This window comes from Chryseobacterium sp. W4I1 (assembly GCF_030816115.1).
In the GTDB taxonomy this organism is placed as follows: domain Bacteria; phylum Bacteroidota; class Bacteroidia; order Flavobacteriales; family Weeksellaceae; genus Chryseobacterium.
The window spans coordinates 4,340,727-4,355,681 of the sequence record NZ_JAUSXQ010000001.1 but is presented as its reverse complement, the minus strand read 5'-3'; the positions used below and the strand labels follow the sequence as shown (position 1 = coordinate 4,355,681).

14 protein-coding genes and 1 riboswitch are annotated in these 14,955 nt (G+C 39.5%); all 14 genes read right to left on the bottom strand.

What is annotated here, in order from left to right; all coding sequences use genetic code 11:
- Positions 1-12 precede the first annotated feature (12 nt).
- The 14 genes from QF044_RS20245 to QF044_RS20180 all read right to left on the bottom strand — a co-directional run bounded on the left by QF044_RS20245 (position 13) and on the right by QF044_RS20180 (position 14,954).
- Positions 13-1,221 (bottom strand): cell surface protein, encoded by a 1,209-nt coding sequence (locus QF044_RS20245; protein ID WP_307271290.1) that lies wholly within the window; start codon positions 1,219-1,221, stop codon positions 13-15.
- A gap of 14 nt (positions 1,222-1,235) precedes the next feature.
- A complete protein-coding gene (locus QF044_RS20240) occupies positions 1,236-2,369 on the bottom strand; it encodes a YncE family protein (RefSeq protein WP_307271288.1) in 1,134 nt (377 codons plus the stop codon).
- Positions 2,366-4,396 (bottom strand): TonB-dependent siderophore receptor, encoded by a 2,031-nt coding sequence (locus QF044_RS20235; RefSeq protein ID WP_307271286.1) that lies wholly within the window; start codon positions 4,394-4,396, stop codon positions 2,366-2,368. The genes QF044_RS20240 and QF044_RS20235 overlap by 4 nt, the downstream gene beginning before the upstream one ends.
- Positions 4,397-4,504: 108 nt before the next feature.
- Positions 4,505-4,690: riboswitch (cobalamin riboswitch) on the bottom strand.
- A gap of 203 nt (positions 4,691-4,893) precedes the next feature.
- Entirely contained in the window at positions 4,894-5,835 is a 942-nt protein-coding gene (locus QF044_RS20230) for a transporter (RefSeq protein ID WP_307271282.1), read from the bottom strand.
- A 2-nt stretch (positions 5,836-5,837) separates the two neighbouring features.
- Positions 5,838-6,920, bottom strand: a complete 1,083-nt coding sequence (locus QF044_RS20225) for a cytochrome-c peroxidase (protein ID WP_307271279.1) — start codon at positions 6,918-6,920, stop codon at positions 5,838-5,840.
- Positions 6,904-7,737 carry an MbnP family protein gene (locus tag QF044_RS20220; RefSeq protein ID WP_307271277.1) on the bottom strand — a complete coding sequence of 278 codons (834 nt, stop codon included), beginning with the start codon at positions 7,735-7,737 and terminating at the stop codon, positions 6,904-6,906. Before QF044_RS20220 ends, QF044_RS20225 begins: the two co-directional genes overlap by 17 nt.
- A gap of 191 nt (positions 7,738-7,928) precedes the next feature.
- A complete protein-coding gene (locus tag QF044_RS20215) occupies positions 7,929-8,297 on the bottom strand; it encodes a hypothetical protein (protein WP_307271274.1) in 369 nt (122 codons plus the stop codon).
- Between the two features lie 3 nt (positions 8,298-8,300).
- Positions 8,301-8,975 carry a superoxide dismutase gene (locus QF044_RS20210; RefSeq protein WP_307271271.1) on the bottom strand — a complete coding sequence of 225 codons (675 nt, stop codon included), beginning with the start codon at positions 8,973-8,975 and terminating at the stop codon, positions 8,301-8,303.
- Positions 8,976-9,278: 303 nt separating this feature from the next.
- Complete coding sequence (locus QF044_RS20205; RefSeq protein WP_307271269.1) at positions 9,279-9,962, bottom strand: SCO family protein; 684 nt, start codon at positions 9,960-9,962, stop codon at positions 9,279-9,281.
- On the bottom strand, positions 9,949-10,224 hold the full coding sequence (locus QF044_RS20200) for a YHS domain-containing protein (RefSeq protein ID WP_307271268.1): 276 nt from the start codon (positions 10,222-10,224) through the stop codon (positions 9,949-9,951). Before QF044_RS20200 ends, QF044_RS20205 begins: the two co-directional genes overlap by 14 nt.
- A 151-nt stretch (positions 10,225-10,375) precedes the next feature.
- Entirely contained in the window at positions 10,376-10,738 is a 363-nt protein-coding gene (locus tag QF044_RS20195) for a hypothetical protein (protein WP_307271266.1), read from the bottom strand.
- Between the two features lie 414 nt (positions 10,739-11,152).
- The gene (locus tag QF044_RS20190) at positions 11,153-12,805 is read right to left on the bottom strand and encodes a heavy metal translocating P-type ATPase (RefSeq protein ID WP_373462687.1); all 1,653 of its coding nucleotides are present in this window, start codon (positions 12,803-12,805) and stop codon (positions 11,153-11,155) included.
- 356 nt (positions 12,806-13,161) lie between these two features.
- Positions 13,162-13,581: a Fur family transcriptional regulator gene (locus QF044_RS20185; protein ID WP_307271261.1), complete on the bottom strand. Its 420-nt coding sequence runs from the start codon at positions 13,579-13,581 to the stop codon at positions 13,162-13,164.
- Between the two features lie 116 nt (positions 13,582-13,697).
- A complete protein-coding gene (locus QF044_RS20180; protein ID WP_307271259.1) occupies positions 13,698-14,954 on the bottom strand; it encodes an efflux RND transporter periplasmic adaptor subunit in 1,257 nt (418 codons plus the stop codon).
- Position 14,955 lies beyond the last annotated feature (1 nt).

Genomic DNA, 14,955 nt, shown 5'->3' with positions numbered 1-14,955 from the left:
TTGTCTGTAGTCTTAATTGAGATGTAGGTCATAGGCTCCCGCCACCTCTGTGGAAACTTCTCCAAGCCAGCCGGCCTCCTGATTGATTCCCGTATACACCTTAATAAAATCGATACCCGGAAGTTTTACATACTTCCCGTTTTTGTCCACTGCCCAGGAAATATCGATGTTTGAAGCTTCATCATTATTCGGAGCGTTGTCTGCATATCCGTATTCGTAAGATGTTCCTACCCAATAAGCCCCCGTTCCGCTCTGGTCGTAAAAATTATCCTTTAGTCTGGTTCCCGTCAGGCTGTAAGAAGCATTTGAGAGCCATAAAGGATAATAGCTTTGTGCATGGAAGGTATTTTTAGTTTTAAATCCTGAATTCCCAAAATTATCCTGCCATTTGATGTACTCCACATCAGTCTGCCAAAACTCACTTCCGGGAACGGGGGGCTTGTTTTCATTGGGTTTGAAGTAGGTTATGCTGTAGTTTTTATTGGTTGTATTTTTAAAGTATTCGCTACCGGCAATTTCGTACCATTCATCTTCATCCGGCTTGCCGTTTTTGTTTTTATCGTAGCCGACCATTATAATCCCGGGTTCGCAAGATCCCGATCTGGTGGTGCCGGCATTATTTCCCCAGAATGCATTTCCGAGAATTTTAAAATCCCTTCCCTCAAGATTGGGAATGGTATGATCAAAGCCGAAAGCAACATACCCTCCAAAGCCTCCAAGCGTAATCATGGTGGAATTTCCTCCAACCAGTGATTCTTTTGCTTTTTTGATCATATCCGTCTCTGTATTTCCGTTCGTATATTCCGGGATTTCATTCATGAACTGGCCTACAGCGGGACGAAATTCAAAGACATCTGAAATATATTTGCTGTAAGGCGTAAGCTCTTTATTAACAATGACCGTCGATTTATAAATTTTCTCGGCTCCTTTTACCTCTACCTTTAAGGTCAAAGGATAAGTTTTTGCATAAGAACTCACAAAATCCAACTGCAAATCATTTGAAATGATAGAATCATTGATACTCCATGTCAGCTTTCCTTCAATTTTAGGATCTATACTTAAAAGTTTGAGTCTGTCAACAGTATAGGATTCTTTAAGCGCTTCCGCAGGAAAAGTCACTTCCTCAACAACTTCTTCACTGTCACTTTTACAGGCTGCAGTTCCCAGCATAACTGAAGAGAGAAGTACCGTTTTTAAAATAAGTTTCGTTTTTCTTTCCATTCTTTCTGATCTGATTATTTATATAAAAAAGCAAAATGAGCAGGGATATTTCCGCCTTCGGTTTTCCACTTGAATTTCCCGGTCTTGTCGAAACAGTATACATATCCGGTGGTTACGTAGTTTTTCGCATCCGTTAGATAAATGTCTTCTGTATAAGGATTTACCGCAATTCCGTAAGGTGCTTTGATTTCGTCAACATATTGCTGATCGATAATTTTGTTGGCAATGACCTGCTCTGTTTTTACATCGATGATTCCGAAGGTTTTGACGTATGTATGGGTATTGTAATTAAATTCATTCCCATAATAATACAGCTTGTCATTTACGATTGTCATTCCGCTGACAGCAACATGAAAGTCTTTTTTCACGGTTCCTGTAGCAGCATCCACCAGGAAAAGGCTGGACGGAATATTGTAATAATCACCTCTGGAACTCACATACAGATCTCCGTAATTATCTTTTTTTATACGGTGAAGGTTGATAGCTACATCAATTTTTTTAGTTTGGGTAAAGCTGTTCAGATCAATAACAGAAACAGTTTTATCATAATTCGGAAACATATATCCTCCCGAGTTGGCCACAAAAAGCTGATTTCCTATCACTTCTATTTCTTCCGGTTGATATCCTACTACAACCTGTCTTTCAATGTTCAGTGATGTGGTATCAATTTCCACTACTTTCCCCGGAGGAGAGTTTGGATTCAGCTCAACGGGTCCGGCATAGCTGCTGGCATAGACTTTATTGCCTTTAAAAGCCAGATACCGGCAGTTCTGCAGCTGTATGGTTTTGATTCGTTTGGCTGTTTTCGCTTCCAATACCTCAATTTTATTGGAAACGTTCACCACTACATACATTTTGCTTCCGTAGATCATGATATGATTTCCCACATCACCCAGTTCTTTTACCACATTCGGGTTGATTTCTCCATAAATATTCTTGCGGTACTTTCCTGTCGCATAATCGAAATAATCGAGCGTACATTTGTTGCTGCCCATATTTCCTTCATTCAGAAGATAAAAGCCTTTAATAGGAGTATCTTCTCCGTTGCTTACCTCTTTTGTTTCCGAAGGAACTATATTGTCATCTGTCCTGCATGAGAACAGGAAGAAAAGAGTAAAAGCCAGCAGGCAAAAGTTTAGTTTTTTCATAATGTAAAGCTTACAATAAGTTTAAAATTTCTTCCGGGCATCGGATAATTCCTGACCATATCATAGTATTGATTAAGGACATTATTGACCTCAAAACCGGCTTTAATCTGACGAGAATGCCAGTTGAATTTTTTCTGAACGGATAAATCATGCGTATACCATGGCTGAAGATAATTGGCTTTGATATTATTCAGCTGGGCATCATAGCGCTCTCCGGTGTACATAAAACTGTAATTGAAACTCCAGTCTTTATAATCTGCCATCATGGTAAAGGTCAAGGCATGCCACGGCACATAGGAAATCTGGTCGCCATAATAGTCGTCAGTTTTATCGGTATAATCTCCGGCGCGCTGATAGGTATAGCTTACCAAAGGTTTCAGTTTCACTTTATTAATATCAAATTCAGCCTGAACATTCACGTCCGCCCCGATAATTTTCACTTCACCCAAATTCACCATCATCCATCTGAAAAGATTGGTAGTAGGAACGGCGATAATCTTGTTCTCTACTTCATTATAATAGCCATCCACTTTCACATAGATGCCTTTAAAAAATTGATGGTCATAGAGTTTCTCATAGGTAAAACCTGCGTCGTACTGGTTTGTGTATTCAGGTTTCAGCATCACGTTCCCGATCATGGTGTAATACAGATCATTGAAAGTAGGCATCCTGAACACTCTTTTGTAGAAAGCCCGAACAGTGAATTCTTTTGATTTGAGGGGCTGATAGCTCAGGAAAGCGGAAGGAGTCCATTCGGTTTTATCTGGAGATTTTGAATTCATTTTCACTTCTTCGTGGACAAAAGTTCCGAGAAGGCTTCCCAAAAATTTAAACCGGTTCCACTGGTAGGTCGTAGCAAAAGCAACGAGTGAAGTATATCGTGTAGGATATGAAAAATCCCTTAAACTGGCATCGAGATTATTATACTGAAAGTCAAAGCTTGCACTTACATCCCAATTTTGAGTAATAGAATAGATATTGGAATTGGAAAAATAGAGCTCTCTCTGAACATACGAATTATCTATCGGCAGAACAGTTGTTGCCACATTCACCGTATCTAAAAACCGGGTATAGTCATAGGCAAATTTAGCTTTGACCTGCGTTTCGAATTTTGGAAATAATTTTTTACGGAAACTGGCCTGAACAAAATAGTTCTCATCCAGCATCTGCTGACCTTTAGGCGTGAAATTATTATTAACAATGGCTGTGGGAACTCCACGATCGGAAATATAGCCATAACCACGTACGCTCCAGCTTCCGTCATTAATGGTCCCGTTTAAGGCCCCTTCAAAACGCTTCGCACGGATATAGGAATCATATCTTCTCGCAATGGTATCGTTGGCAACGGAGCCGTCAGAATTTTTCTTTTCGTATTTAAACTTATACAATCCATCACTCTGTACAAATTCTGAACTGAAACTTGCAGAAACTCTATCTGAAAGCTTCTGTTCCACACGGAAGGAAGGATTAAATAAACTGATGGAGCCTAATTTCAGCTTCACCGCTAAGTTGGTCTTCTTATCTCCTTTAAAAATAGGTGTTTTAGGCTGAAGATAAATAGATCCGGAAGATCCGAAATCCTTTGCAGGCTGGAAAATTTCACTTTTCTGACCGTTGTATAAAGAAATGGCTTCAAGATCATCCAATGAAAACTTTCCAAGATCCACGATTCCGTTCTGAACATTTCCCAGCTGGATACCATCATAGAAAACACCCACATGCTGGCTTCCCATACTTCGGATATTCACTGTTTTCAAGCCGCCCATCCCGCCATAATCTTTGATCTGAACTCCTGAAAAATACCTTAATGCATCAGCTACCGACTGGCTGTTCAGCCTTTCAAGCTGTTCTCCGGAAAGTACCTGTGCGGGAAGAATTTCTTTAAAATCTTTTTTGTAAAGCTGAATAGGAAGAATGGTTTTCTCTCTTATGGTGTCCCCGGATTGGGACAATAGAAATTGAGATGCTGCCACAAATAATGTGATAACACTTTTTTTAAACTGTGAAGCAGCAAATTTTCTGACCATTAGCTCATTTAGAATAATGTAGACGCTAATGGATATAAGATAGCAAAGACAAAGCACAGTTCTCACTGCACAAAATCATTGTTGTCCTAAGCTTTATTCCACGAAAGCATCAAACGTTCATCCTCCGGCAGGTCTTCTGACTTACTCCGTTTTTGAAATCCTTCCCATTAAAAAACAGTGGATATACTCTTCAAAAACTTTGATGTGGAGCTTACAGCAGCGGGTCTGTTCCGGATTTTCACCGGATTCCCTTTTAAGTGCTTTTTACAGCGCACCAGATTGCGGCAAAGATAGAAAATAACTTAATATATGCAACAATGGCATAATAAATTAATTCTCAATACTTTGAGAAATAACAGGTAGTTAAGAATATATGAAGAAGGTGGCTTCGAACCTCAGCCACCTTTTTTTGAAATATTATGAAGTGTACAAATTTCTATTGCAATAAATTAAATAAGCTGCATTTGGTGGCTGAGACTCCCGAAGCCACCATGATATTAAATTCCAAAATTGATAAAAATACTGAATCTGGATTTTGCTTCAATGTCGCCTCCCGCCAGATTGGAATACGCAGGCAGCATGACTTCCCCTCCCAAACTGAATTTTTTATAGGAAGCTTCAAAACCCAGTTTTCCATACAAGGCACTTCCAGCGGTATTGGGCAACTCTTCATCAAACTGTTTATTTTTATCGTAGACTTCGCCCTGAAGTCCGGCTTTGGCAGAGAAAATGGTGTTTTCATTGGCCGCAAGCTGGTAAAAACCTGTCGCTGCATAATTCCATTGGTTTCCGAAACGGTAATTCTTTTTATTTTCGGTTTTTACCGTATAATCTGTATTGACCAGCACAGCAAGCTTATTTTTTTGAAATTTATAATTCAAAGCGGCCTGATAATCCCAGCTTCCTGTTCCGAGCTGAAAACTTGGATTGACGCCGGAAGCTCCTTTTTCATCAAATTTCCCTAAAGGAATTTTCACACCCAAACCACCGTTAAGCTGATGAAAATTATCTTTGGAACTGATGATCCGGTAAATTCCCATCAGGTTCATATCTCCTATTCCATTAATGTTGATATCGCCCTGCATTGTTTTCTTCTCATGAAAATGAAATGGAAGGCTGGCGTATACACTCAGTTTTTCTGACAATGGAATCTTCCCCCAAACCTGCAGTGTATTGAAATACTGATCCTGAGTGAGATCTTTTACAAAAAGATTTTCTTTGGCTTTATAATGCTGGGCAAAATATTTGATTCCGATAAACTGAGGGTTCAGCAAAGATTCAAACCCGGAAGACCCGTTTCCTGCTGCGCAACCGCACGCATCGCAATCTTCCAGTACGATTCTATTAATTTCGTCTGCAATATAAATACTGTCATTGATTGTTTTAGCCTGACAGACTAATGAAAAAGTCAGGCTTAATAGTAAAATTATTCTGTTCATGGTCATTCTGCAAATTTTGGATTGGAAATAAAGGTTTTATCGGACAGGGTTTTCAAAAAGGCGATGATGAACTGCTTTTCCTGGGTATTCATGGGAATTCCGAGGTGTTCGTCCTGCTTCAGCTGTGGATCAAGATTCGGATTGTCTTCTACATTATCCGAATAGAAATTCAGAACTGCTTCCAACGTGTAAAATCTTCCATCATGCATGTAGGGTGCAGTATATTCTACATTTCTCAGACTTGGCACACGGAATTTCATCCAGTCTACCTGATCAAGGGTAACCCGGTAACGCCCGGCATCTTTGAACTGGGTATTGTAGTACATTCCTGTATTCCTAAAACTCTCGTCGGTAAATAATTCTCCGCTGTGGCAGGAGGAACATTTCTTCTGAAACAGTGTCATTCCCTGGATTTCTTCATTGCTAAGAACTGTATTCCCTTTTTTGTACCGGTCATATTTGGAATCCGCAGAAACCATTGTTGCCATAAACTGTGACAATGCTTTCAGAATTCTGTCGCCTGTAATATTTTCGTCTCCAAAGGCGGCTGCGAACATTTTTTTATATTTTGCATCAGCATTAAGCTTTCCTGCTGCTTCCGGCAGAGAACTGTCCATTTCAAAATCGGTTGTAATGGGTACCAGTGATCTTTCATCCAGATGGTGGCTTACTCCGTCCCAGGTATAATTTCTAAGAAAGGCCATGTTCTGAATGGGTGGCGCATTTCTGATTCCCAGTTTATCATCAATTCCATGACTTACAGGATGTCCGTGATGGGTAAAAGCGTATTCCTGGATATGACAGAATCCACAGGAAATGGTATTGTTTCTTGATAATCTTCCTTCATAAAATAGTTTTTTTCCTAGCGCTACTCCGTTTACCGTGATGGGATTTCCCGTAATATCAAATGTTATTTCAGGAAAACCAGAAGGCATTTCCATATTGTACGCTTTATCTTTTTCCAAAGGCTCAATAACCTCATCGGAACAAGATGAAAATGTCAGTACGATAAAAATAAAGGAGATCCAAAGAGGACGGAACTGCCCCCTTTTGGATATTGCTGCTGCATTAATCATTATGAACATGATCTACTTTGAACATTCTTGAAATATTATTGGTCACATTAACCAAATGCTGGTTAGATCCCATGACCATATCATTGGTGCCATTTAATGTTAATGCAGTGGTCCCGCTTAAATACTGATTAAGATCTGCCAGAATATGAATGGAAGGTGTAATGTCTTTGGTCACTCTTGCCGTTGTTGGCAAATCAAGGGTGATTTCACGATAGAGATCTGCGGTATTGTTAGCCGCTGTATTCCCCATATTTCCACAGTGATTCATAAATTCAGTGGACGGAGAAGAGCTTCCATATTTACCTTCCAACTTGGTAAATATATAACCTGCAGCCCATGACCAGGCCATTCCTGCAGTTTTAGCCTTTTGCCAGAATACCCCCCCCTGACCGTCCTGACCGATAAGGTAAGCTGTCTGACTGATTCCCAAGCCTATCCTGATTTTCCTGTAATTGTTTTTAGGAATCTCCGTAAGGTTGATGTAGTTGATTCCGGCCACAGCTTCTGCCTGATCTACGATGAAAGCCCCTTTATCCGGATCATTATAGTGGTATTTGAACTCACCCCCGTTTTCATCAATTAATGTGATATTGCTGACCACATATTTCAGGGTAGAAAACTGATGCTTCTGCCCGCCTGAAGAGTTCTGGGTGGTTTGATTGAGAACGATATCTCCTAAATTATTAAAGCCGTTTTCAAATTTTACCTGGAGCTTTCCCGGAGTGACATCTGATACCGTATCATCGTCGTCATTATTACTACATGATAAAACAGTGAAAAAGGTAAAGGCAATAAAGAATAATGATAAAAATTTATAAATTTTCATTTTGATTTTTTAAGTTGATTTTTTTAAATAGAAATACTTTTGAATGGGTAAACATTCATTTTTCAACCACAAAAGGCACAAAAGTTTTTTGACACTGTAGTTGTTTAAAGTGTATTGAAAAACCATAAAGGACACTGGATTCCAGAGAACTTGATATGCCTTCTGTAGTTTTGTAATGATAAAAGTTGAACTTAAAAAACCGGTGGTTTGAAAATGTGTTTGAGAAACAGAAAAGAATAGGCTGTTTCGTAGAGAAAATTGGAGTTTAAAGAAAGAAGATTCTCTGCTTTTTGGATGGATGTAATTTCAGGAAGTGTACAGATATCAAGAATTTTCTGTCCTGAGTTTTTGGTTTTATTTAAAGGCGAAGAATCGGAATCATTCGTCTTTGCTAATTCTTTGCTTACGTAGCATTTTCCGTTACAGTGAAGTTCCGGTTTGCTTTTGTTGATGCAGAGAACGGTGGAAATATAATCATAATTTACAGCATACTCCACCAGTGGGATCAGAGGTCTGAACACCATATAAAGCGTGAGGAATATGCTGCAAATTAAATTCATCTGTTATTTCTTGCTTAGAGCTTCATCGTATCTTCTGCTCACTTCTTTCCAGTTAAGCACATTCCAGATGGCATTAAGGTAGTCTGCTCTTTTATTCTGGTATTTCAAATAATAAGCGTGTTCCCAAACATCAATTCCTAAGATCGGTGTTCCTTTTTCTTCTACAACATCCATCAGAGGATTATCCTGGTTAGCTGTAGAAGAAACGAATAATTTCCCGCTCTTATCCACAGAAAGCCATGCCCATCCTGAACCGAAACGATCTGCACCAGCCTTGCTGATCTTTTCTTTGAATGCATCCATACTTCCGAAAGTTTCCGTAATCGCCTTAGCCAGCTTTTCAGAAGGCTGCGTGTTTTTTACGGGTGTAAGAACCGTCCAGAAAAGCTCGTGGTTGTAATGTCCACCAGCATTGTTTCTTACTGCTGGCGTCAGTTTAGAAACTCCGGAAAGGATCTGGAAAAGCGTTTGTTTTTCCTGTGGTGTTCCTGCAATCGCTTTATTCAAATTGGCCACATACGCTGCAGCATGTTTTGAATAGTGAATTTCCATCGTCTGTGCATCTACCGAACCTTCCAGTGCATTGTATGCATACGGAAGCGGTGTCTGCTTAAACTGCGCAAAAGCAAACTGTGCAGCAAATACGGCACTTAAAGCTGCTACTTTCAAAATCTTCATAACGTTTTGTTTTTATGGTTTAACAATATTTTTATACTTATAGAAGGGAAGCAGGATGACGGAAGCACGAAGACATTTCTGCCTGAAGATGACTCTCCTTCATTGATACTTCTTCATCTCATCTTTTTAACCATCTGCATTCATGAGTTCCGTCAATCATTATCCCCGTCATTATCTTCTGCATGAAGACTCCTCTACTCCATGATCTCAATTTCATTGGTCTTTTAATCATTTACATTAATGACCATCATTCATCATCATCATTAACTTCCAGCTCCATTCTTCCATCTTCATTTCCCAACTCTATTTCAATAATTTCTTAATATCCTCGATCAATATTTCCCTGTCGGGATGGTATTTCCCGTTGAGTTTCGGGGTCTTTGCTTCCGGATCTTCGTAATTCAATCCTGAATAATACAGGATCGGCATATTGTCCTTATTGTATCTGCATCGGATATTTCCTTCTTTATCCACCAAAGCGATCATTCCGCTGTGGTTAAGACTTTCACTGTCGTCCTCTTTATCTCCTACATAGATATTGAATTGGTCTGCTAGTTTTCCGATATAATCTCTGTCTCCGGTAAGAAAATGCCAGTCAGGAGATTTTGCACCTACACTTTTAGCATGTTCTTTCAATGCGGCAGGTGTATCATTTTCCGGATCTATACTTATTGAAATGATCCCGAATTCAGGACTGTTCACCTCATCTTCAATAAATCTCATATTCCGGTTCATCACAGGACAAATCGTAGGACATCTGCTAAAGAAAAACTCTACCAGATACACCTTTCCCAGCATATCTTTATTGGTGATTTTTTTATTATTCTGGTCGGTGAGTTCAAAATCGGGAACCTTCATTACGGTGTACAGGTTCTTCTTGAAATATCCCATTCCAACACCTATTCCCAGAAACAGCAGGGCAAAAATCGCAATCGGAATGATCACCTTTCTCTTTGCTCCGTTTTTGGCCTTATTATTTTTGGACATATTTCTCAGGATTTTTTTTGAACTCGTCCTTGCATAGGCTACTGCAAAAACCGTACGTTTTATTTTTATAGACTGCCGTATCTTTCATATCATCTTCTGTTTTCATGTGACAGATAGGATCTTCCGCGTTGGCAAATTTTACTTTCGCAGCAGTCGATTTTGAAGATGTGGCGCTTTTTTTATGCTTTACTTTAGGGGTTTCCTGACCACAGGCTAATAATGAAACTGACAATAGTGCAGTTAAAATAATTTTTGATTTCATTTTAATTATAAATTGAAATTGATAGTATGATGAATGTGTACATTAATTTTTAACACAAAGATAAGCATCGTTTTTACCATCTATTGCTTAAAACAACATCAGGCCACATAAAACGAAGGTGCTTTGATAAAAACTAAAAGAATAGTTGAAACTAAGCTAAAGGAGGATGGAATATTCTGGAAAAGTATTCTGAAGTATGATCAATTCTATAATCTGAATGGATAGCCTCATCTTCAGAATCGGATTCTTTCTGACCTAAAAATGAAAGGGTATCGTGAGAAACAAAAACATCCAGAACGGATATTTTGATGACCTGGGAATTATTGGACTGCTTTTCTGTTTTTGCCAGTTCTTTGCTGACGTAGCACTTTCCCTTACACGTTGACTGAGGAATATTTCTGTTTTCACAGAGGTTTTTCACAATATAATCATAGTTCACGGCATAGTTAACCAATGGCAAAACAGGGCGTAGTGCAATGGTAAAAATGATGAATATGGATATAAAAAGTCTCAATGTTCAGTTCTGTTGTACAAATATACTACTCAAATTGATTTTATAGCTTAGTATATGATGAATGTCATTGATTATTTTTAGATTAGGGAAAATAAGGTTTCTTGTAGTTGTAATAGTTTTCCTCTCGCGGATTATGGGGATTTTGCAGATTTTTTATTATTATAAAAAAACCTTATAGGTTTTGGAAACCTATAAGGTTTGGTGTTTCATATTTTTTTAACGGATAATGTATTGTTTTTAATCGCAAAGGCGCGAAGAATATTACAAAAGGATGCTGTAAGGCGCAAGGATTTTATCTCCGATAAACTTTTATAATGCTAATAATTGTCGTTTTATCTTACAGCCTAAAACCTATTATTTGACACCTGCTAACTGCAACCTAAAACCTACCATCTGCTACCTTACCCCTGCTACCTAACTAAATTTCATCCTCTGAATCCTCACCGCATTTAATATGGCTAGCATCGCTACTCCTACATCAGCAAATACAGCTTCCCACATCGTTGCCAGACCTCCGGCTCCGAGCGCTAAGACTACAGCTTTTACGGCAAAGGCTAAGACAATATTTTGCCAAACGATCTTTTTGGTTTGTTTACCAATATTGATGGCCATTGGGATTTTGCTTGGCTTATCGTCCTGGATAACGACATCTGCAGTTTCAATCGTGGCATCGCTTCCGAGTCCTCCCATAGCAACTCCTACATCGCTGAGTGCCACTACCGGAGCATCATTCACGCCATCACCAACAAAGGCTACGGTTTGATTTTTCGCTTTGATCTCTTTTACTTTATTGACTTTGTCTTCCGGTAATAGATCTCCAAAAGCTCTGTCGATACCCAATTGGTCTGCCACATATTTGACAACGGTACTTTTATCACCGCTGAGCATAGTGGCTTTTACGCCCATTCTGTGCAGGTTGTCAACGGTTTCTTTGGCATCACTTTTTATACTGTCTGCAATGGTGATGTAGCCTGCAAACTTTTGATCATAAGCTATGGCAATAAGCGTGTACACCATATTGGCGTGATTGGTATCGTAGCTGATATTGAATTTATCCATCAGCTTAAAATTACCGACCAGCAATTCTTTTCCATTGACTGAAGTTTTTAAGCCATGCCCTGCAATTTCTTCCACATTTTCCATGGGAATAGTATGATCAATATCGCCTACATAATTATGGATCGCTGTGGCTACCGGGTGGGTACTTTTGCTTTCCAAAGCGTTGACCAGTTTCAGGATTTCTTCTTTACTGAATTCAGGTTTGATGTTTACTTCCTGTACTTTGAATACGCCTTCCGTCATCGTTCCGGTTTTATCCATCACCACATTCTGGATTTCCGCAATGCTGTCTAAGAAATTACTTCCTTTAAATAAGATCCCGTTTCTGCTTGCCGCTCCAATTCCTCCGAAATATCCCAGCGGAATGGAAATTACCAATGCACAAGGACATGAGATCACCAGGAAGATCAAAGCTCTGTACAGCCAGTCTCTGAACTGATAATCATTCACAAAGAAAAAAGGCAGAAGACAGATTCCTATGGCTAGAAATACGACAATCGGCGTGTATACTTTTGCGAATTTTCTGATGAATAATTCGGTCGGGGCCTTCTGCGCGGTAGCGTTTTGAACCAGTTCCAGAATTTTACTCAGCTTGCTGTCTTCATAAGCGGTATTTACTTTTACGAGAGCAATGCTGTTCATATTGATCATCCCTGCCAATACTGCTTCTCCTTTTGTTTTAGTGTCCGGTTTGCTTTCACCTGTGAGCGCTGCGGTATTGAATGAAGCCGATTCAGTCATCAGTTCACCGTCAAGAGCTAGTTTTTCTCCGGGTTTCAATTGGATGATGTCTCCTATTTTGGTTTCTTTGGCTTTAATGGTTTTTGGTTTGCTGTCTTCAATGATGGTTACCTCATCAGGACGTTGATCCAATAAGGCTTTGATATTTCCTTTGGCTCTTGAAACAGCCATTCCCTGGAATACTTCCCCTACGGAATAAAACAGCATTACAGCAACTCCTTCGGGATATTCCCCGATTGCAAATGCTCCTACTGTGGCAATTCCCATCAGGAAAAATTCAGAAAAGACATCTCCATGAACGATACTTTCGTAGGCTTCCTTTAATACGGGAAATCCTACAGGAATATAGGCTGCCAGATACCAGACCAAACGCACCCAACCTGTAAACCATTCCGTTTTTATATAATTGTCCAATGCTATTCCTATCAGCAACAGCACGAAAGAGATAATGGCAGGAAGGAACATCTGAAAAGGTGTTTTGTCTCCTGTATCGTGAGAGTGATCATGTCCGTCTCCTTCGGAATGATCATGTGTATGCTGTTCTTTCTTTTTGGGTTTTGTACTGCAACATTCTTCCATAAATACTATTTTGATGTAAAATTAAGGTTATACTCAATGCAATACTATTGCAAACTTTCAAGACAGTTTTCGCAGATTCCTTTGGCAAAAAGTCTTATTTCATCAATTCTGAAATGGGTCTGAATATCTTCCGGGAAGGAAATATCTTCTCGGCAGGTGGTCTGCTTGCATATTTTACAGTAAAAATGCAGATGCCAGTCTTTGTGGGTTTTCTCATCGCAGCCGTCATCGCATAATTTGTATTTTGTAGTGGCATTTTCCTGTATACTGTGGACAATTCCTTTTTCTTCAAACGTTTTCAGCGTCCGGTAAATGGTCGTCCTGTCTGCATTATCAAAATGATTTTCCACTTCCGAAAGGGACAGCGCCGCTTCCTGGGTACTCAAAAAATCATACACCAGAATCCTCATGCTGGTGGGCTTGGTATTTTTATCGATGAGCTTGGTTTCTATATCTTTTTTCATTTGTAAATTAATTTTTAAAGATTTCACTACCCTTAAAACTACCATAAACACCTCTAATTTAGGCATAAAAATCGGTAATTCTCCGGCCTGTTTCTATAAATAAATGATCATTTCCTTTAATGCTCATCGCCGGAATTGGAAAGTTTAGCATTAACGAAAAAAGCTCCTTTCACTACAATTCTGGCATCAGCAGGAATTCCCTTTACAGCTGTAATGGCTGTATAGCCCATATCTGAGGTACCTTTTATCACTTCTACCTTTTCAAAATTCAAAGTTTTTTGCTGTTGTGCAGGCTTTCCTTTTTCTTCTTTTTGACCGTTGCCAGGTTCTTCTTCATATTCCTCCGGCTTTTTATCGGTACGGATAAAAATATAATATTTTCCGTCTGCTTCCACAATGGCTTCGTTAGGAACGGCAGGGGTTGTATTTTTATCAAGACTGACAATTCCAGTGATATTCATCCCGTCGATGAGGCCTGCTTTATTACCCGTCACTGTGCCATGTACTGAAACCGTCTTGCTTTCGTTTTCAAAGGAAGATCCTACACTGTACACCATAGCATCATATTCGATTTCAGGATTATTGGTCAGTTTGAAATGGACGATCTGCCCTACTCTCATTTTAGGAAGGTCTTTTTCAAAAACCTGCAGATCAAGATGGATAGAATTATTGTCGATAACCTCCGCCACAGGCGACGAAACATCTACATAACTTCCGATCTGTGCTGAAATACTGCTTACAGTTCCGCTAATGGGTGCTGTAATCACCAATCCTGATCTCATATTGCCATTATTTACTTTCCCCGGACTGATTCCCATCATCTGAAGCTGTCTCAAAAGGGAAGCTTTTTTTGTTCTCAGGGTTTTAAGCTCTGCATCTGAGCTCTGCAGGTTTTTCTTGGCGCCTGCATCGTTATCAAAAAGCTCACGCTGTCTTCTGTATTCCTGCTCTGCATAGGTAATTCTGCTGTTTGTGGTCAGGTATTCTTCCTGTAACCGGATAAATTCAGGATTGGCAATGGTTGCGATCACCTGTCCTTTTTTCACAATGCTTCCTACCTGTACATTCAGGGTTTTGATTACTCCGCCGTATAGAGAGGTGATAGTAGCTTTATTGTTATTGGGAACTCTCAGAAGACCGTTCGCTTTGACAGTGGACGTCAGCTCCTTCATTTCTATGGAGCCTAAAGATATTCCGACCGATTTGATCTGATCTTCCGTTAATGAAGCAATAGTCTGTGGTGCTTCTTCATGGCCGGCCACAGCTTTTTCAGTCATTACTTCCTGTTTTTCGGCCCGTGCTTCTTTTTTTCCGCAGCTTACAAGTAAAAGTGCTGTGACGGTCAGATATATGATATTGTGTTTTATTTTCATG